Raw genomic sequence first — 20,280 nt, forward strand, 5'->3', positions numbered from 1 at the left:
CTTTTTGTTATTGTTATTTAAATTAAGTGTTAATTCTAATCCACACTATACGCCAAGAAAAAGCATTTAAAAGGCACAACTACAATTAACACCCTTTTAGTTACACTTCATTACATATTCTTTTAAATAACACTCGCTGTATTCGCTTTGTGTAAAAGCATTTAATAATTTAATATTACTTTTAAAACTCGAATATAAAAAAGTATAAAATAAGTACGTTATTTATCGCTAATTTAGTTTAAACTAACCGCCTAATAAATTAAGCACACCATAATAAATGGGTATTTCATGCGTATAATTATTTTATTTTCAGTTATTTTATCTGTTATAGGTTGTACAAACTCACCTTTAAACACCTCCACTGCCCCACAGTATATTACTGTATTACATACTAACGATAATCACGGGCGCTTTTGGCATAACGAAAAAGGTGAATATGGTATGGCAGCGCGTAAAACGTTAATTGACGCTTTACGTAACAAAGCTCAACAGCAAGGCCATGCAGTATTGCTGCTTTCTGGCGGTGATATTAACACCGGTATACCTGAGTCAGACTTACAACACGCAGAGCCTGACTTTAAGGGGATGTCGTTACTCGGTTACGATGCTATGGCAATTGGTAACCATGAATTTGATAACCCACTGAGCGTTTTAAGTAAGCAGCAGCAATGGGCTACCTTTCCTTTACTGTCTGCAAATATTTTTGACAAAGCAACTGGGGAAAGCGCATTTCAAGGCTATAAAATTTTTGAAAAGGGGGGCTTAAAAATTGCGGTTATAGGACTTACCACTACAGACACCGCTAAAATAGCTAACCCACAATATATTGGCCATTTAGAATTTAAAGACCCCGTTGATGTGACGGCAGCTCTCGCTAAAAAAATTAATGAGCAATACAACCCCGATATCACTATTGCTCTTACTCACATGGGCCATTATGTAGATGCAAACTTTGGGATTAATGCCCCGGGCGATGTCACACTTGCCCGCTCTTTACCCGCTAATACCTTAGATATGATTATTGGTGGTCACTCGCAAGAGCCGGTTTGTATGGCAGCTAAAAATAAAAATGACGATAACTTTAAACCCGGTCTTGCGTGTAAGCCCGATCAGCAAAACGGCACATGGATTATGCAAGCACATGAGTGGGGCAAGTATGTGGGTAAGGCAGAGTTTAAGCTAGAAAACGAAAAGCTCACCCTACTCGATTATAAATTGTTGCCAGTTAATTTATATGTTGATGAAATTCAAGCCGATGGGTCTAGTAAACAAGTATTAGCCAACGAATACATTAAACCCGATCCGACCCTAGAAGCTTTTTTAGCAAGTTACCAAGCAAAAGGCGCAAAACAAATTGCAGGTAAAATTGGCAGTGTTGATGCGCGTTTAGAGGGCGATAGAAACAAGGTGCGTTACCAACAAACTAATTTAGCGCGTGTGATTATACAAGCACAAATGAATGTAGTTGGCGCCGACTTTGGCCTTATTAGTGGTGGCGGAATAAGAAGCTCTATTGAAGCTGGCGATATTAGCTATAAAGATATTTTAAAAGTACACCCGTTTAAAAATCGCATTACTCACATGGACTGGCAAGGGCGTGATTTATGGAACTACTTAGAAACAGTGACCAGCTTCCCTGTTGATGCAGGTGCCTATTTGCAATATCACAAATTAGCGTTTACCCGTAAAAATGGCAAATTAGTCAGTGTACTCATTGATGGTAAGCCATTTGATGAAAATAAAACTTACCGTATGAGTTTAAATAGCTATAACGCATCAGGTGGTGACGGTTACCCTGCTATTAATAAACTAAAAGGGTTTGTTAGCACAGATGAAACCGATGCCCAGGCACTTAAAACCTTTGTCTCACAAAATAGTCCACTTAAAGCTGCGCAGTTTGCACCTAAATAACAAAACGTTATTAAAAGATAATGTTTAAGGAAAGTAGCTGTCTACTTTCCTTTTATTTCTATGTTTCCCTTTGCAATATTTATTAAGCCGTAACTGTGTAAACGTGAGCGAGAGCCCTCGCCATATGCTTTAGGCGGATAATAAATGTCTTTCATATCAGGGTGTTCATTTAAGACTTCGTCAAGAGCTGCACGAATCTCACTGAGTGTTTTTTCTAAGCTGCTATTAAAATTTGGCCGCTTGCGTATAGTATGCCCAAGCTCAATCAACCTATAAAAGTACTTATTAGCAAGCTCTATAAGCTCATCTGGCACGTATTTATTTTGATTTAGCACAACATCTTTATTATCACGACAAAACTCTATTAATGCTAAATAAAAGCATAGCGGTTTGTTAGCTAAACACACTGTAGCCTCAGGCATATAACTATTACTGAGTGTTTTAGTGTTTAAATCAATGATCAATGCCAGCTCTTTTGGTTTTCCTAAGTCAGTATCAGCGTTCAGTGATGGGCCTTTAGCATCTACAGGCATACCTATAATAGACTTCAGCCATTTGCTAAATAAAATACTCAAAACTAAAAATAACAAGCAAATCAAAAACCTGTTTTCTGACCAAAACTGTGCGTTTTTCTCAAACACTAAAGAGACATGGGTAGTGCTCGACTTGAGTGTTCTTACAAACTGGTTTGGCTTTAAAGTTAAAGGCTTAGCAGATTTTGGCACAATTTTAACTAAGCGAAGGTTATTGTCTAAATAGCCGTTGAGCTTTAATAAGTAGTCTTGCACTGCATGTTGGTTACCCGAGTGCTTTAAAAGCTCATTAGAGAGCGCAATTAACGGTAAATCCAGTGCAACTTGTTTTTCGGTTTCAATAACCTGGCGTTTAATAGCGTCACTCTGCTCATTAATTACAGACACATAAAACACTAAACAGTTAATAATAAAAACAGCGCAGCCAAAAAAAACATATTTATACTTATCCATTTTTAACGCTCTCATCTTTAGCTGTTACCTGCTCTGAACTGCAATCCCAGTACGATTGCGCCTCTTTGTAATAACTCAGTGTCTGCTCCTTTGACATATCAAGAATATGACGCTGTACAGCACATAAAAGGTCTGTATTGTTTTGCTGCATTTTTAGATACCAGCGCGAACCTGAAATTTTATTACTTAAAGGGGTTATATAATTTTTTGAAAAACGAGCAGCATCACTTTCTTTCCAAAAAGACGCAATAATATCGACCTGCCCATTAGCTAATAAGTCACGAAGCTCGCTGTGCGAACTGGCGTAAGTAATATCTAAATTGGCTAAGTTGATATTTAAATCTTTAAACATTTTCTTTGGAAGTATATGGCCAGAGCGGCTTGTAGGGTAATCTAATAAGCCTATACGCTTATCTAAAAAGTATTGTTTTGTTAAGCGTGGTTTTTCTTTTGAGGAGATAAAAAATGCGGTGTAATCAGAAAAGCCCACCACAGATTGATAGTTATAAGTTAGCTCTGCATTAAAGGCGTCCATTATATTATTTTTTGCAAGTACGAGGTCTGCAATCCCTTTGCCTACAAAATCGAAGCTTTCCGTTGTACTGTCACCCCAGTAACCTTTAACTGAACCGTATTGTTTCGTTACCACGGTATCAAGGCATAGAGACTCTGTAAGCTTCTCTGCCACGCTTTGCGATGGCGTAAATACAATAAGCTGATTTCTGTTTTCACTGGCTGTTGTATAACATTGTGTTGACGTTTTTATTAGTTCTGGGAAATTTATTTCATCACTTTTAACGCTCACCTTTCCAACAGACCATGCAGCAACCATAACCAGAAACAAAAGTGTAACAAACGACAGTTTATGTAACATGACCTTTCCAAACCCCATCAATAAGATGTACCTAACAACGCTAAGGCTTTATTTGAACAATATTATTTACTTATTACAACAGGTAATTTTACCTATCAAAGGTAAGTTATTGATTTAATGAAATTATGAATAAGAAATAATGAATACTCTTGACTCCTTTCTATATTTAGCAAAAACAATCACAATGTTTACACCAGCTAATAGGTGAATAAAAATAAATGCAGGAAACATTGATGCGCATTAAAATTGCTACTCTCGTAGCAACAACGTTAATAATTGGTGCTGTTTTTACAACTTCTAAAGCGTATGCGTGGGGTCAAAATGGTCATCGAATTGTTGGGCATATTGCTGAGCAACATTTGAGTGACGAAACAGTGCAGAACCTGTTGCCACTATTAGAAGGACAATCCCTAGCTCAAATTGCTACTTGGGCAGATGAAATGCGATCTAGTCCTGAACTATTTTGGCGTAAAAAATCTTCACGCTGGCATTACATAAACCTTCCTAAAAATAAAACACTTTCTCTAAATCACGCACATACACACAGCAAAGACGATGTAACAAATATTCTAGAAGGTATTTACTTCTCTATTAATACACTTCAGTCATCTACCTCTTCCCTTAATGAAAAACAGTTTGCTTTAAAGTTTTTAGTTCACTTGGTTGGCGACAGCCATCAACCATTTCATGCTGGGCGAAGTAAAGATAGAGGCGGCAATTTAATTAAAGTTGATTTTTTTGACAACGAAACCAATTTGCATAGCCTTTGGGACACTGGATTAATAGAAAATGAAAACTTAGCTTACACTGAATACGCTCAGTTTATAGATACCGACGATGCAGCATTAATTAAAACATACTTAAACAGCAGCCCTACTACTTGGCTGATGGAATCTCACAAACTGGCCGAAGATATTTATACCTCAACCAGTGATGAAGTGAGCTATAGTTATGTTTTCAAATACAATCCGCTTGTTAAGCAGCGTTTGCAAAAAGCAGGCGTTAGGCTTGCGGGTGTATTAAACTATTTATTTGATTCGTCAGATGAGAATAAAAAATTAAAAATAACGACAAAATAACAATCAACCTATAAATAAAAAACCTACACACGGGAATTAATTTATGTTTATACACTCTCTGGAGTATAGCTAAAATAATACAGCTAAAAATGTATTAATTACAAAATGTAAATAATTAATTGTAAAAGGAATTATAAAGTTTGCATTTCATAATACTGTCACATAACGGCGGTAACATAACAATAAGTAATTAATCCAAATTTAGTTAAGTATACAAGTATAAATTGTGCAAATTAATTTTGCATATTACAAGAGTATAAATTCAACAACACTGCTGACTTTATACTACTTAAAATAACAATTTAATTATAACTTTCACGGGAAATGAAAATGAAGACTAAACTTCAAAAAACAGCACTCTCACTTGCTATCGCTGCGTGTGTAAGTGTAAGTGGCGCTGCATTCGCCAACGAAACAACCTCTGCGATTAAGGGTCAAATTACCGGTCCAAACGGTAACCCAGCTCCAGGTACCAAAATAACAATTTTACACGTACCGTCTGGCTCAGTTAAAACAACAGAAGCAAACGATGCAGGTTACTTTACTGCTAAAGGCCTTCGTGTTGGTGGTCCTTACAAGGTAATCGTTGATTCTGATGTTTATGCTGATCAAGAATTTAATAATATTATCCTAAACATTGGTAACGATTACCCAGTAAATGCTGCACTTGAGCCACAATCAAGCATGGAGCAAATTGTAGTAACGGGTGCACCTATCAGCTCTATGTCTGGTGGTACTGGCCCAGCGTCTACATTTACTTTAACTGATCTTGAAAACACGCCTGCTATTAACCGTGATTTAAAAGATATCATTCGTATTGACCCGCGTATCACAATTGATGATAGCCGCGGTTCAATTAACTGTGGTGGTGGTAACCCTCGTTACAACAGCTTAACGCTAGATGGCGTTCGTATGAACGATAACTTTGGTTTAAGCTCTAACGGTTACCCAACTATTCGTGCACCTTTCTCTTTTGATTCAATTGAACAGGTTTCAGCTGAGCTAGCACCATTTGACGTACAGTACGGTGGCTTTACCTCATGTAACATTAATGCGGTAACAAAATCTGGTGGTAATGAAGTTCACGGTGGCATCTTCTACGATTTCACAAGTGATTCATTAAAAGGCGATAAAATTGAAGGCGAAGACGTTGATAACGGTAACTACACCGAAAAACGTTACGGCTTTAACGTTGGCTTACCGTTAATCGAAGATAAACTATTTTTATTCACTTCATACGAAAAACTTGAAGGTGTGCAACAGTTTAACTACGACGGTTTAAGCAGCGGCAGTGTAACTGCAGATGATATTGCTCGTATTACAAGTGTTGCTCAATCTGTATATGGTTATGACGTAGGCGGTATGCCTTCAAGTATGCCGGTTGAAGATGAAAAAATCTTAGTTAAATTAGATTGGAACATCAACGAAGATCACCGTGCAAACTTAATCTATAACTACAACGATGGTAATACGGTTTCACAGTCAGACACTGGTTCTAGCCGTGTTTCACTATCAAACCACTTTTACGACCAAAGTGCAGAATTTACTTCAATCATTGCTTCTGTTTACTCAGATTGGTCAGATGATTTTTCTACTGAAGTTCGTATTGGTAAATCAGAATTAGACGCAACGGTACAATCGCTTGATGCTGCAAGCAGCTTTGGTGAAATGCAAATTAGTACTGATAACGGTGGTACAGTTTACATTGGTCCAGATGATTCTCGTCAATCAAATGATTTAGACTACGATACCACTACATTTAAAGTAGCGGGTACATACTACCTTGACCAACACACAATTACTGCTGGTTATGAGTTTGAAGAGTTAGACGTATTTAACTTATTCGTACAACATACTGAAGGCGAATACCGTTTTTACAACGATAGAGATGCAGGCCTAACTGGTATAGATTTATTTGAACAAGGTATCGCAAACGCTGTTTACTACAACAATGCTGCCGGTACTAATGATCCTAACGATGCAGCTGCAAGCTTCTCATACGCTCAGCATACATTTTATGTTCAAGACGAATACGCATTTACAGACCTAGATGCAAACATCACATTTGGTTTACGTTATGATAAATACACAAGCGATGACGTACCTAACTTCAACCAAAACTTTACTGACCGTTACGGCTACAGTAACCAAAGCACATTCGATGGTATTGATTTACTTCAACCACGTGTAGGCTTCCAGTGGTATGCAACTGACGAGTTAGAAGTTCGTGCTGGTGTTGGCTTATTCTCTGGTGGTAACCCGAATGTTTGGTTATCTAACTCTTACTCTAACGATGGTATTACAAACATCGGTACTTACCGCAGCTCGGTTGATTTATTCAACACGCCTAACGTAAATGGCGGCACGCCTGGTTTTGAAGTACCACAAGAAATGTTTGATGAAGTTGCTAACACTGTAATTGGTTCAGGTGATGCTACAGTAAATGCAGTTGACCCAGACTTTGAAATTCCTTCAGAGTGGAAATACTCAATTGGTGCTACATACACAACTGAAAACGAGTATGTTATTTCACTTGATTACTTATACTCTAAGAAGAAAGATGCAGCGTTAATGCGCGATATCGCACTTGAAGATACAGGTGAAACAACTTTTGATGGTCGTCCTATTTACGAGTCAATCGAAGGCCGTGATGGTGAATACCTTCTTACAAATGTAAGTGGCGATAGCGGTGATTCATCAGTTATTTCATTAGCAGTAAGCAAAATGTTTGATAATGGCGTAAGCGTTAACTTTGGTTACGCGTACACAGATTCAGACGATGTTAACCCAATGACAAGCTCTGTTGCTGGCTCAAACTACGGTAATATTGCGCTAACGGATCCTGGTAACCCTGGTGTTGCATCATCTGATTACGAAATCCCACATCGTTTTACTATGACGCTTGGCTACTCTCATGAATTTGTAGATGGTTTTGCTACTCGCTTTAACCTATACGGTGAAGCATACAAAGGCTTACCATACAGCTACACATTTGACGGAAGTGATGACGCATGGGGCGATGCTAACTGGAATGGTGACCGTCAGTTACTTTACGTACCACTTGAAAACGATCCTAACGTTGTTTACGACATGAGCGCTGATGAAATTAACGCGTTTAACGACTTTATCGCATCTAACGGTTTAGAGCGTGGTGAAATCACTGGCCGTAATGCTGAAAACTCAGATTGGTTTGTTAAATTTAACTTTAAAGTTACTCAAGAATTACCAGGCTTTATGGATGGCCATAAAGGTGAAGCGTTCTTCGTAATTGATAACTTAACTAACCTGTTAAACGATGATTGGGGCGTACTTAAAAAAGGTCCTTTCGTTGGCGCTAGCATGATTTCAACATCAATTGATGAGCAAGGCCGTTACGTATACTCAGGCTTTAATGAAAACAACGCAAATACATCAGTACAATCTGATGCGTCACTATGGCAAATGCGTGTAGGTGTTCGTTACACTTTCTAATCGCATTAGCGTAAAAAACTACTAATTAAAGCCCATCTTTTGATGGGCTTTTTTTTACCAACCAGCTTAATTAAATGATCTATTTAGCCCCTCAAAATGATTAAGTATTATTGCGGATTGGTTTTATAAGGCACCTCTAAGCTCTTTTAGTAAATCTAGCAATTGGACTTGTTGCTGCTTACTAAATTTTTCAGCTAATTGCGCTTCCCAGTTTTGTGCATCACGTGCTATGAGCTTGTAAAGTGCATTGCCCTGCTCATTTAACATAACCTGCGTTACTCGCTTATCTTGCTGATTTAGCTGTGCTTCAACATACCCTCTTTGCAGCAATGATTTTATAACTCGCGAAACCGTTGACTTGTCCATATTGGCCTGTGTACATAAATCTTTTGCATTGCTTTTGCCGTATTGCGCTAAGTTTGCCAACACCCGCCATTGAGGGATGGTTAAGTTGTATTTTTGCTGATAAACACGCGCAAAATCATCGCTTATGAGATTTGCCATTTGGTTTAACTGATAGGGCAAAAACTGCTCTAGATCTATTTCCATTAATACTTTCTCATCGCATTTACACACTGTGAAAACTGTGCATTTTTATTTACAGGCTAAAACATGCGCCCATTTGAAATTACTCTCACTTGAGAGTACTTTAAACTAATTAGGGCCTGTTGACCTTTCAGGATTGAAATTTGTTCAATCTAGGGGCCATTTAATCGCGGCGCGAGGTTTGTAACCTAGTGGGCTAAGTAAAAACCGGGCAACAAAGAGTAAATGGCCCCTAGGCAGAACCCTTCGGGCAGCGCCTGTTTGGTATTTATGCTACGTTATCGCCTATTTATGGGGAACAACCACACTGCATAGGCTCTGCCTTGCCTAATTCCCAAACAGACTGCTGCAAATTCAACCTCGAAAGATAAACAGGCCCTAGAAAGATAAAACAATGTCACTCTCACAGGATCTAAATATGGCCAGCGAAATAAACTACATGAGCGGTTTTGGCAATGAGTTTGAAACCGAAGCGCTACCCGGTGCACTGCCTGTTGGGCAATTTACCCCACAAAAGGTGAAGTACAATTTATACACCGAGCAATTTAGCAGCACGGCCTTTACCGCCCCGCGAGCCGCTAATCGTCGCACGTGGCTGTACCGCCTTCGTCCATCGGTGGTACAAGGTGAATACACCGCTATAGATAACGCACTAATAAGAACAGCGCCTATAACTGAAGCAATTACGCCCCCTACGATGATGCGTTGGAGCCCTATTGATATTCCCACAAAGCCCACTGATTTTATTGATGGCTTAATTACAATGGCTGCAAATGGCAGTGCCAATGGGCAAACCGGTATGGGTATTCATGTTTATGTTGCTAACAGTTCTATGCAAGGGCGTTATTTTTGTAATGCCGATGGTGAGCTGTTGTTTGTGCCTCAGCATGGCGAACTGTTATTACACACCGAATGTGGAAAGCTCACAGTAAAGCCGGGGGAAATTGCCGTCATTCCTCGCGGGATTAAATTCTCGGTTGATTTAATTGATGAAACCGCACGTGGCTACATTTGTGAAAACTATGGTCATGCATTTGAACTTGCCGAGCGCGGCCCCGTCGGTGCAAATGGCTACGCCAACGACAGAGACTTTAAATACCCTGTTGCTGCATTTGAAGATAAAGAAGGTAGCTTTGAATTAGTCACTAAATTTAACGGTCATTTATTTAGTTGCCCTATCACACACTCGCCTTTTGATGTAGTTGCTTGGACCGGTAACAGCGCACCGTACAAATACGACTTAGCACGTTTTAATGTTATTAATACCGTGAGTTTTGACCACCCAGATCCTTCTATATTTACTGTACTTACCTCCCCTTCAGCCACTGAAGGCATGGCAAATGTAGATTTTGTAATTTTTCCACCGCGCTGGATGGTAGCTGAAAATACATTTAGACCTCCTTACTATCATCGCAATATTATGAGTGAGTTTATGGGCTTAATAGAAGGGGTTTACGATGCAAAAGAGCACGGGTTTGTACCAGGAGGCGCTAGTTTGCATAACTGTATGTCGCCACATGGGCCTGAAGCCGAGGTATTCGAAAAAGCATCTAACGCTGAGCTTGCACCGCAAAAATACGAGAACACGTTGGCCTTTATGTTCGAGTCTCGTTACATAATATCGCCCACTAAATATGCCCTTGAAGGAAAAGAGCGCCAAACTAATTACACTCAGTGCTGGCGTAGTATCACAAAACATTTTACAGGCGAGGAATAATAACAATGAAACTATACAGCTACTTTCGCTCATCTGCCGCATACCGTGTACGCATAGCACTTAATTTAAAAAGCATTGAGCATGATATGCAATTCGTTAATTTACTTAAATCTGAACAACTAGCTCAGCCTTACTTAGATAAAAACGTGCAAGGTTTACTTCCTGCTCTTGAAACGGACGAAGGCGTATTAGCGCAATCACTGGCTATTTTAGAGTGGTTAGATGAAAGCTATCCGCAAACGCCGTTAATTTATGGCACTGCATGGCAAAAAGCGCAAATTCGTAATATAAGCTATGCAGTGGCATGTGATATTCACCCAGTAAATAATTTACGAGTGCTCAAGTATTTAAGCAACGTATTGGGTGTAGACGAGCAAGCTAAAGCCGCCTGGTACAGGCATTGGGTAGAGCTTGGGTTTGAAAAAATTGAAATGATGCTAAGTGAAAACAATGAGTTTTGCGTAGGCAATACACCCACTCTCGCTGATATATGCTTAGTGCCACAGGTATTTAATGCGTTGCGTTTTAATGTAGATATGGCTGCGTATCCAAAAATTGCAGCCATTTATGCACGTTGTAATGCATTACCCGCTTTTAGTGACGCCGCGCCGCAAAATCAGCGCGATGCAGTTTAACTTTTTAACGCGCAGTGAATAACACTCACGTGCTCTATTAAATCAAGGCCCAGTTCGGTTAAATAGCCGCCATCTGGGCTGTCTATCACGCCTTTATCAAACAACCTTTGTGCCGCGCTTAATAAATTTGGTTCAGCATCCGAATGTAACTTAATCCCTTGCATTTTGCTCTCACGTGGAAATTTAGCTAATAACGTAAATTCATCTATCATTGTTTGATTAAATTGCATGTGTTCACCTTTTTATAATTGTGTGTTTAAGTCAGTGTTGTTTAACGCTATTACTTACCCTAGCATGTTTTTTAATCGTGTGTACTATTTTTAAACTATCAAAATCCGAGGTCGCTCATGCGCCATATTATGGTTTTATTTATTTTTTTAATTGCGTTCACTTTAGCCCCTAGCAGTTATGCAAAAACAGTCAAAACGCATTCTATTATTGACGCTAATGAGATTATTAATAATGGTGATATTTGTTGGTACGACAACAAACGTTATAGTGAAGGCGCGCTGGTGCAAGTACATTCTTTTACCTTAGTGTGCGCTGCTAAAAACCCGCAGCATAATAACAGTAAGCTAATTTGGCTAAAATTAGATAAAAAAGGCAATATTGTTTATCCCACAAAGCCTAAAACCATTACGGTCAATTAGCGCTAAAAGAGGATTTACGCTACAATGCGCACAGTTTAAATAAGTAGTATGGCTATGGATAATCAACCAAAAAATCCTCTTCATGGGGTAACGTTAGAACAAATTTTAGTAGAGCTTGAGCAGCGCTTAGGGTTTAAAGCCATGGGCGAGCAAGTAAACATTAAATGTTTTACCGACTCACCAAGTATTAAATCAAGCTTAAAATTTTTGCGTAAAACCCCTTGGGCACGCGATAAAGTTGAAGCTCTCTACTTACATACGTTAAGTAACAAACCGCTGCGTAAACCCAAAAGCGCTCAGCGCCCTAAGCCTGCCAGCCAAAGCGATAGCAGTGGTTTTGTTTGGCCAAGCATTAAAAAGTAATACACAAAAATGCACGTTAAACACGTGCATTTTGTATTTTATAACTCCTTACTAATTACATTTAACGAGGCAGGGTCAACTGTAATAGTAAGCGTATCCGCTATTTTTATTTCACCATCGAGTACATACTTAATTTCTTCGTCTGCGGTTATCGTTACTTTTTTAGCGTTGGTATGATGCGAGCTAATTGCTAAATGCGTTTGTGTAATACTACTAAACATAAGTTCAGCAATGCTTAACACGCGGGTGGTGTTTTCATCACTAGGTAGCAGCCAATTAATGTCTAATAGGCCATCTTCGTGATCGGGCTGACCACCTCCTTGGGCTAATAACGTAGTAAATGGCGCAGCATTAGCCACAATAAAGCTATTCGTATTTACCTCCTGCGTTTGATTATCATCAAGGGTAACATAAAGGGTTTGCGCTTTTTGCTCACTAAATGCCTGAAAAAAACCACTTAAATAGGCAAGCTGACCCGATTCGTTTTTTGAGTCTCTATCTGCTTTTTCTACCATTGATTGCTCATAACCAATCCCCGCTAACAACAGCATTAGCTCGTCATTACAATAGGCCGTATCAATTGTTTGGGTTTGCCCATCAATAATAAGATCGCAGGCCTGCTCAACAGGAATGATTTTAGAGCTAATCCCCATAAGCACATGCGCTAAGGCATTGGCTGTGCCCATTGGGATAATACCCAGCTTGCACTGAGTGTTTACCAACACACTTGCTACTTCTGTCACGGTTCCATCGCCGCCACAGGCAATTATTATATCTGGCTTATCTTTAATAGCTTGTTTAGCAAGCTCAATACCGTCTATTTCTTTGGTGGTGGTTAATACTTCTAAATCATAATACGCCGACAACCTAGCCACTATTAAATGCTCTTTGTCTTGCCACATTTTGGTACCCGACACAGGGTTTGCAATAATAACGGCTTTGTTTTTAATAACTAGCTCCCCCTTTTTATGTCGCTTTGCTAAATGACGAAGTTGATGCTTATTAAGATTTGCGGTTTCGCGGGTTTCTTTTATTTGCGCGAGCACTTGGTGAACATCGGCGTTTTTATCTTGGCTCAGTAAATACGCTGCCATAACAAATACCGAACGCCCTCTGCCCAGTGCACAGTGAACTACCACGCGGCGGTCTTCTTTAATATGATGATGTATCCAGTTAATGGCTTGGTTTAATTGCGAGTGGGTAGGCACACTATGATCAAGCACCGGAATATTTAAATAGCTAATATTTTCTTGTGTAGAGCTCCATTCTAAGCCATCAAACTCACACGTTACATCTAATATTGCCGTTATGCCGTTTTCTTTTAACGTATCAATATCAGAGGGGAACAATCGGCATGCTAAAAATAAATGGTCGTTAATTTTTTGAATGGGAGGGACTTTATCGTGCTTGCGAGAATACGCATTGTAAATTTGAGCACCCAGTAAAAAAGGCACAAATGCCCAGCGAATATAAAATGGAATAACACCATTTTCACGCTTTCTAAAAATTTTCGCCAAATTAAAAATGTAAGCACCACTGACAAGAATTAACGACAATGCACTCCAGTAAAATACCACTGCAAAATATACCGAGTTAACCTCCCACCCTATAAATATAAAAATTAACGCTAAAATTAAATAACTCGTTGCAGCCCACATATTTTCTCCTTTATTTTTACTGTTTTGGCACATTTTTTTACAGCTGTGTATAAGTGTAGTAGCAATTTGCACGCCAACAAAAGTTGTTTTTCAGGAACAGAAACAACACTAAGTGACTGATATAAGATAAATAAAAGTAGATAGCTTTAGCTGTATTCGCATATTAGGCGCTTTTTACACACTAATCGGTCATTTTTTCTCACTACCCAAAGGTAACTGTTTATATTTAAAACTTGTTTCAATGTGTACAGCAGCTAATATAAATGTCAGCTTAAAAGTTTTTGCATCCAATCACTCTTTTCACACGTTTATTGAGAGTGTGTTTATCTTTATTAGTTAAATTTATAACAGCCTGTTTAATCTCTATTTCAAAGCGATTAAGTTGCGCTTAAATAAAACAATTTTTAATTCACGAAGCTCAACACACCTCGGTAATAATAAAAACAACAGGAACCTTATGGAAAACGACAATTTACTTCCCCTTTTGTGTAAAACAGCACAGGGTAACAAAGCCGCGTTTGCTGATTTGTATCAGCAAACAAGCGCAAAGCTTTTTGCGATTAGTTTAAATATGCTGTCAAACCGCGCGCACGCAGAAGAAGTACTGCAAGAGGCATTTATAAAAATTTGGCATAACGCGTCAGAGTACAATTCATCTAAAGGCACAGTTATTAGCTGGATGATAAGCATTGTGAGATACCGCAGCTTAGATACATTGCGTTATCACAAGGTAAGAAAAGAGCAGGCAATGGGTGACGATGAATACGATGAACAAGCAGTCGATGTTAGTTACGACGAACAAACCAAACTTGTTAATTGTATTGAGCAACTTGATCCCCAACAAAAACAAGCCATTCATTTAGCCTATTACAAAGGGCTAAGCCATGGTGAGCTAGTCAATCACATAGAAACGCCCTTAGGCACAGTTAAAAGCTGGATCAGGCGTGGTTTGCAGCAGTTGCAGAGGTGTTTAACATTATGAATTATAATAAACCAGAATTACTTGATGCTTTAGCAGGGCAGTATGTATTGGGTACTTTAAAAGGCCTGGCACGAAAACGTTTTCAACGCTTAATGCTCAGCTTACCGCAAGCCCGAGAAGCCACTATAATGTGGGAGCAAAATTTAAATGATTTAGCCAGTGCAATTACGCCTCAAACACCCAGCGCGCAAGTGTGGCAGAATATTTTAAATACACTAGAGCACACCAACCAACCCGTTAAACCGGTGATCAAACCAGCTACATCGCTGTGGCGAAATTGGTCATTTATAGCTACAGCTGCCTGTATTATCTTAGCATTTTTGGTTATTCAGCCCACATATCAGCCCCAATACAGCCAACAAATTGCTTTAGTACAAAACCAAGATAAGCAATCACTGTGGTTTATTAACGTAGATGAGCAAACATTATCGGTTAAAGCCAGTGATAAGCTTGTTGCGCAAACCGATAAAGACTACGAGCTATGGATGATTTTAAAAGGGCAAGACACGCCAATTTCGTTGGGTCTACTGCCTAAAAACGGTGAAAAACAGTTACTCAAAGGCACACGCTTTAAGGCGCAAGACATTGCCCTACTCGCTGTTAGCTTAGAGCCTTTAGGTGGCTCGCCAAACGGCCTACCAACACAAGTGCTGTACACGACAGATTTAGTTATTTTATAACTAAATAAACGCGACTGGTTGGTCAAACTTTGTTTGGCCAACCTTTTTATTTACCTTGGGGTCTAGCGCCCTTTAACCATTAATATTTGATTAAACTAAAGTAGGCTTAATCGGGGTGCGATGTTTATCATATTGTGTGCTCAATACCTGCTGCGTTATTTTAATTGCATACACCCCCTGTAATAAGTATAAAACCAAACCGCTTCAGCCCCTTAACACTCTCTTATCACTTCCTTATCTAAATGCAAAACAGCCTGTTGCAAATTTAATCTTGAACGTTAAACACCCCTTTATTAACAAAATAAAAAAATATTTAACTTTTTTGCATCCATTGTGCTTTTTGTTTCGTTATTAGTTATGACTCCAATCAAAACTAAAGGAAAAAGTCATGAAAGCTTTAACTCCATCTATACTCGCAGTAGTAGTATGCAGTACCTTAGTAAGCACCTCTAGCGAGGCATCAAGTCATCGTGAAGCGCCGAACATTAGCCGCTTTCCAACCTTAGACTCTACCGACTTTTACGTATTTAATAGTTATGAAGCAGGCAGAGACGACTACGTTACATTTATTGCCAACTATATTCCTCTACAAGATGCCTACGGCGGCCCTAACTACTTTGCTATGGACCCAGATGCAACCTACAGTATTCATATTGATAACGACGGTGATGCAGTTGAGGATATTACCTTTGCTTTTAATTTTACCAGTATGCTGCCAAACGATAATCAAGGCGTGCAATTAACCGTTGGCCCAGAAGATAATCAACGTACTGTATCTGTACCTCTTAAAAACGTTGGTGGTGTAGCAGCAGGTGATGATAGCGCCGCTAATTTTAGCGAGTCATACACACTCAGCATGATAAGCGGTCCACAACGCACGGGTACCAGTACAGCATTAAGTAATACCACCACCAGTTCAACCACGTTTAATAAACCGCTTGATTATATAGGTGACAAAACATTTGGTTCAATGGCTGATTACCAAACCTATGCAGATCAGTTTGTTTATCAAGTTTCGGTACCAGGCTGTGACAGTATGGCCAAAGTATTTGTTGGTCAGCGCAAAGACCCATTTGTCGTTAACTTAGGTAAAACATTCGATTTAGTAAATTACGTTCCCGTTGAAGGTGATAGTGCGCCAGGTGCTGGGGATGGCGGTGGTTTCCCTGGAGGGATTACACAAAGCAGTGAGAATGACGACCTCGTAGATAAAAACGTTACCTCAATTGCAGTTGAAATGCCTAAAAGCTGTATTGTAGGTGAAGGCAACGGCGTAATTGGTTCATGGACAACAGCGAGCCTACCTCAAGCACGCATTTTAAACCCTAACGCTAAATTTGCAGATAACGCGGTAAATGGCGGTGCATTAACGCAGGTTTCACGCTTAGGTAATCCATTAGTTAATGAGCTTGTTATTGGTATTAAAGACAAAGATACCTTCTCAACGGCTCACCCTAAAGACGATGCACAGTTTTTAGATTACGTTTCGCACCCGTCTTTACCAGAGCTGTTAAATATTTTATTTAAAGATGCAGTAAATACCACACTTGGCGCTAATTTAGAAACTCTTGCTCCAACTAACTTTCCACGTACTGATTTAATCACCGCATTTTTAACTGGTTTTGCAGGGGTAAACCAACAAGCCACCGTAACGCCATCAGAAATGCTACGTTTAAATACTGCAATTGCAGCGACAGCACAAACTGATCAGTCTGCATTTGGTGTAGCCGGTGATGATTTAGCAGGTTTTCCAAACGGGCGCCGTCCAGGTGACGATGTCGTTGATATTGCACTTCGCGTGGTAATGGGGCGTTTATGTCACCCTATTCCTGTAAATGGTGAAGACACCGACTTAGGTCTATGTACACCAGAGGATGCTGATGTAGGTACAGTGCCATTCACTGATGGTGCTCCAGTTGATGCGAGCATGATGGATGCCACTTTCCCATACTTAGCCACCCCACTTGCAGGCTCTAAATAAGGAGTAACGTATGCGTAATTTAAACCTTACCCATAGCAGTATATTGTTATGCGCTTTGGCACTAGGCGCGTGTAGCAGTGATGATGATAACAAACAGCCCACACCGGTTGTAAATTCTGCGCCCAGTGCTAGTGATGCAATGTTAACCACACAAACAGAAGTTGAAATTAACGACATGTTAGTGGCCACCGATGCTGATGGCGATACATTAACATACACATTAACTTCGCAGCCGACATTAGGTAACGCTGTAGTAAATAGCGATGGCAGCTTTACCTATACCCCAAACAAAGAAGCAACCGGTAGCGACAGCTTTATGTTTGGCGTATCAGACGGTGTTAACCAGCAAGTGACTGCAGCGGTAAATATAACCATTGAAGCACTGCAAGTGGACTTTGCACAATTTGCAAGCGACGCATTTAATCAAAGCCCCACTGCGCAACCGCTATCTACCAACGGACGTGTCTTTATCAATACAGACACAGACGTAAGCGGTATTTCATCGGGCGCTTCTGGTAACTAACTCAGTAAGTAAATTAAGCTGATGGCCATGGATGGCTTTTTTAAGAGGATAAAACAATGCGCAGTCATTATAAAAAAATGCTCTTTGTTTTTTGCGCTGCACTTTGTGTAAATAACGTGCTTGCAAAACCAATTACCCCAAAAGATAACGCAATTATTGCCTCAAGCAATGCAACATTAAGTGCTAATTTAACCCTTGAGCAACTCTCTGCGCTGGTGCTAAATAGCCAATACATAGGCCAAACAGAGCGCTATCAAGGTGTATTAAAAAAACGCTTAAAAAATCTATATACCGCTTCTGCAACTGCACAAACCGGTTATTTATATGCACGGGTACTTCAAAAGGAGCATGCGTTTTCGCGTGCCATTGAAGTTGCTAATAACGTATTAAAAACCCAGCCAGATCATGTAAACACCCATTTATTACTCGCTAATATGTTGATGACACAAGGCAAATTTGAACAAGCTAAGCGTCATTGTGTGGCATTAATTGGTAACACCAGCCTATTAACGGCCAGCACGTGTGTGCTAGATGTACAAAGCCAACAGGGCAAACTTAGTGAAAGTTATCACGCGTTAGTTAAGCTTACGCAAAACAAAAACAGCAGCTTAGCGACAAAACATGTGCTCAGCGAAATGGCATTTAGACTCAATAAATTCACCCGTGCGCAGCAGCATATAAATAATATTGATTTAAACACAGCCCCGGTGAGCCTTATTGTGCTGTGGGCCGATATTCAACTGCAGCAAAACAACCCTGAAAAAGTGCTTAATACACTCGGTAAACTTGCCAATAGCCACTCATCGCTTGAAGACGCTATTTTGCTCAAGTTAGCCATAGCTGAAAAACGCAGTAATATGCACACTAATACGGTGTGGCAACCGCTCATGCAACAGCGCGTAAAATTACGTGAACAACGCCAAGATACCTTCCATGCCAACGACTTAGCTAACTACTATATTCATGTACAAGCAAACCAAGCCAAGGCACAATACTGGGCAAATATAAATTGGCAGCAAGCAAAAATGAGTACAGATAAACACTTACTAAGCCAAGCAAATACGATGGTTAGGGATTCTTTATGAGTAAAATAAACGCGTTATTTGTTTTATTTATAGTTGCGCTATTTGCCAACTTTAGCGTGCAAGCTCATCAGTTGAGCACAAGCTACATTTCACTGGATAATACCAACAACGAAAAGCAATACACAGGCACATGGCAAATAAATATTAGCGATTTAGAACAACAAGTTGCGCTTGATGTTAACCAAGACACCCAAATAAGCTGGGGCGAATTAAAATCACAAAAGACGGCTATTAATCGCTATGCCAAAAATACTCTATCGGTTTTACAAAATGAGCAAACTTGCCTATTAACAATCACCGATAACTACCAATTAGATAATCATTTTAATGAAGCATATTTAGTGTTACCGCTAGTTTTTAGCTGTAACACTGATGCAGATGTAACGTTAATGTACCGCGCTTTTTTTAACCAAGACGCAAATCACAAAGTTATTGTAAATGTAAATCAGGTTTCGCGGGTTTTCACTATAGATGAGCAACAACACACTTTTACCACTGGGCAATCGAGTTATTTAACGACTTTTAACCAATATGTTTATCAAGGCGTGTTACATATTTGGATTGGCATTGACCATATTTTATTTTTAATCGCTCTACTTTTAACCTGCGTTTTAACCCGCACTGAAAGTCACTGGCAGGCAATAGCAAGTAAAAAGCACATTATTAAGCACACTGCGTGGATTGTGACTGCGTTTACCCTTGCGCATTCACTTACCCTTACTGCTACGGCTCTTAATCTTGTTTCGCCAAGTAGCCGCTGGGTAGAGCTAGGTATTGCAATCTCGGTATTATTTGCGGCTTTAAACAATGTATGGCCGGTTATATTACGCCTTGGCTGGCTTACTTTTGCGTTTGGTTTGTTACATGGAATGGGCTTTGCCAGTGTACTGGGTGAGCTTGGGCTCTCGAGCGATTATCAATTGCTCAGCATTTTAGCGTTTAACTTAGGTGTAGAGCTTGGACAGCTGAGTATATTGTGTATTGCACTGCCGGTGTTACTAACCATGCGCAATAAACCTATTTACATAAAATGGGTGATGCCAATTGGCTCCCTTGCTATCGCTGCAATGGCACTATTGTGGTGCATAGAGCGCATTTAGCATTAAAAAAGCGAGTCTTTTGACTCGCTTTTTAGTTTT

At 39.6% G+C, this 20,280-nt stretch carries 18 protein-coding genes; 13 read left to right on the top strand and 5 right to left on the bottom strand.

What is annotated here, in order from left to right; all coding sequences use genetic code 11:
• The first annotated feature begins 288 nt into the window (after nucleotides 1-288).
• Nucleotides 289-1,911 carry a bifunctional UDP-sugar hydrolase/5'-nucleotidase UshA gene (gene ushA, locus EJ103_RS17570; RefSeq protein ID WP_126009029.1) on the top strand — a complete coding sequence of 541 codons (1,623 nt, stop codon included), beginning with the start codon at nucleotides 289-291 and terminating at the stop codon, nucleotides 1,909-1,911.
• A 41-nt stretch (nucleotides 1,912-1,952) separates the two neighbouring features.
• Here the strand turns inward: ushA and EJ103_RS17575 are convergent, their stop codons facing one another.
• Both EJ103_RS17575 and EJ103_RS17580 read right to left on the bottom strand, forming a co-directional pair.
• Entirely contained in the window at nucleotides 1,953-2,897 is a 945-nt protein-coding gene (locus EJ103_RS17575; protein WP_164521649.1) for a hypothetical protein, read from the bottom strand.
• A complete protein-coding gene (locus EJ103_RS17580) occupies nucleotides 2,890-3,771 on the bottom strand; it encodes a hypothetical protein (RefSeq protein WP_126009033.1) in 882 nt (293 codons plus the stop codon). Before EJ103_RS17580 ends, EJ103_RS17575 begins: the two co-directional genes overlap by 8 nt.
• A 233-nt stretch (nucleotides 3,772-4,004) precedes the next feature.
• Here EJ103_RS17580 and EJ103_RS17585 point away from each other — a divergent pair, with 233 nt between their 5' ends.
• Nucleotides 4,005-4,850, top strand: a complete 846-nt coding sequence (locus EJ103_RS17585) for a S1/P1 nuclease (protein ID WP_126009035.1) — start codon at nucleotides 4,005-4,007, stop codon at nucleotides 4,848-4,850.
• Between the two features lie 330 nt (nucleotides 4,851-5,180).
• Complete coding sequence (locus EJ103_RS17590) at nucleotides 5,181-8,321, top strand: TonB-dependent receptor (protein ID WP_126009037.1); 3,141 nt, start codon at nucleotides 5,181-5,183, stop codon at nucleotides 8,319-8,321.
• 123 nt (nucleotides 8,322-8,444) lie between these two features.
• Here EJ103_RS17590 and EJ103_RS17595 read toward each other — a convergent pair whose 3' ends face one another.
• Entirely contained in the window at nucleotides 8,445-8,870 is a 426-nt protein-coding gene (locus EJ103_RS17595) for a MarR family transcriptional regulator (protein WP_126009039.1), read from the bottom strand.
• Nucleotides 8,871-9,285: 415 nt separating this feature from the next.
• Between EJ103_RS17595 and hmgA the strand changes: the two genes are divergently transcribed.
• Together hmgA and maiA are read left to right on the top strand one after the other, a co-directional pair.
• On the top strand, nucleotides 9,286-10,584 hold the full coding sequence (hmgA, locus tag EJ103_RS17600; protein ID WP_126009700.1) for a homogentisate 1,2-dioxygenase: 1,299 nt from the start codon (nucleotides 9,286-9,288) through the stop codon (nucleotides 10,582-10,584).
• Between the two features lie 5 nt (nucleotides 10,585-10,589).
• Nucleotides 10,590-11,219: a maleylacetoacetate isomerase gene (gene maiA / locus EJ103_RS17605; RefSeq protein WP_126009040.1), complete on the top strand. Its 630-nt coding sequence runs from the start codon at nucleotides 10,590-10,592 to the stop codon at nucleotides 11,217-11,219.
• Here the strand turns inward: maiA and EJ103_RS17610 are convergent.
• The gene (locus tag EJ103_RS17610; protein ID WP_004588741.1) at nucleotides 11,216-11,449 is read right to left on the bottom strand and encodes a TIGR02647 family protein; all 234 of its coding nucleotides are present in this window, start codon (nucleotides 11,447-11,449) and stop codon (nucleotides 11,216-11,218) included. The genes maiA and EJ103_RS17610 overlap by 4 nt on opposite strands.
• 117 nt (nucleotides 11,450-11,566) lie before the next feature.
• On the opposite strand from EJ103_RS17610, the gene EJ103_RS17615 reads away from it, so the two are divergent.
• Both EJ103_RS17615 and EJ103_RS17620 read left to right on the top strand, forming a co-directional pair.
• Nucleotides 11,567-11,869: a DUF1496 domain-containing protein gene (locus EJ103_RS17615; protein ID WP_126009043.1), complete on the top strand. Its 303-nt coding sequence runs from the start codon at nucleotides 11,567-11,569 to the stop codon at nucleotides 11,867-11,869.
• 54 nt (nucleotides 11,870-11,923) lie between these two features.
• Nucleotides 11,924-12,232: a VF530 family protein gene (locus EJ103_RS17620; protein WP_004588743.1), complete on the top strand. Its 309-nt coding sequence runs from the start codon at nucleotides 11,924-11,926 to the stop codon at nucleotides 12,230-12,232.
• A gap of 38 nt (nucleotides 12,233-12,270) precedes the next feature.
• On the opposite strand, the gene EJ103_RS17625 is transcribed toward EJ103_RS17620, so the two are convergent.
• Nucleotides 12,271-13,890 (bottom strand): diacylglycerol kinase family protein, encoded by a 1,620-nt coding sequence (locus EJ103_RS17625; RefSeq protein WP_126009045.1) that lies wholly within the window; start codon nucleotides 13,888-13,890, stop codon nucleotides 12,271-12,273.
• A 457-nt stretch (nucleotides 13,891-14,347) separates the two neighbouring features.
• On the opposite strand from EJ103_RS17625, the gene EJ103_RS17630 reads away from it, so the two are divergent.
• The 6 genes from EJ103_RS17630 to EJ103_RS17655 all read left to right on the top strand — a co-directional run bounded on the left by EJ103_RS17630 (nucleotide 14,348) and on the right by EJ103_RS17655 (nucleotide 20,241).
• Nucleotides 14,348-14,872, top strand: coding sequence for a sigma-70 family RNA polymerase sigma factor (locus EJ103_RS17630; protein ID WP_126009047.1), 525 nt, complete (start codon nucleotides 14,348-14,350; stop codon nucleotides 14,870-14,872).
• On the top strand, nucleotides 14,869-15,552 hold the full coding sequence (locus EJ103_RS17635; RefSeq protein WP_126009049.1) for an anti-sigma factor: 684 nt from the start codon (nucleotides 14,869-14,871) through the stop codon (nucleotides 15,550-15,552). Before EJ103_RS17630 ends, EJ103_RS17635 begins: the two co-directional genes overlap by 4 nt.
• A gap of 388 nt (nucleotides 15,553-15,940) precedes the next feature.
• Nucleotides 15,941-17,533: a DUF4331 domain-containing protein gene (locus EJ103_RS17640; protein WP_029771656.1), complete on the top strand. Its 1,593-nt coding sequence runs from the start codon at nucleotides 15,941-15,943 to the stop codon at nucleotides 17,531-17,533.
• 10 nt (nucleotides 17,534-17,543) lie between these two features.
• The gene (locus tag EJ103_RS17645) at nucleotides 17,544-18,056 is read left to right on the top strand and encodes an Ig-like domain-containing protein (RefSeq protein ID WP_126009051.1); all 513 of its coding nucleotides are present in this window, start codon (nucleotides 17,544-17,546) and stop codon (nucleotides 18,054-18,056) included.
• Between the two features lie 56 nt (nucleotides 18,057-18,112).
• The gene (locus tag EJ103_RS17650; protein WP_126009053.1) at nucleotides 18,113-19,141 is read left to right on the top strand and encodes a tetratricopeptide repeat protein; all 1,029 of its coding nucleotides are present in this window, start codon (nucleotides 18,113-18,115) and stop codon (nucleotides 19,139-19,141) included.
• Nucleotides 19,138-20,241, top strand: coding sequence for a HupE/UreJ family protein (locus EJ103_RS17655; protein ID WP_126009055.1), 1,104 nt, complete (start codon nucleotides 19,138-19,140; stop codon nucleotides 20,239-20,241). The genes EJ103_RS17650 and EJ103_RS17655 overlap by 4 nt, the downstream gene beginning before the upstream one ends.
• The last annotated feature ends 39 nt before the right edge of the window (nucleotides 20,242-20,280 follow it).

This window comes from Pseudoalteromonas sp. Xi13, from assembly GCF_003952205.1.
Classification (GTDB): Bacteria; Pseudomonadota; Gammaproteobacteria; order Enterobacterales; family Alteromonadaceae; genus Pseudoalteromonas; species Pseudoalteromonas atlantica.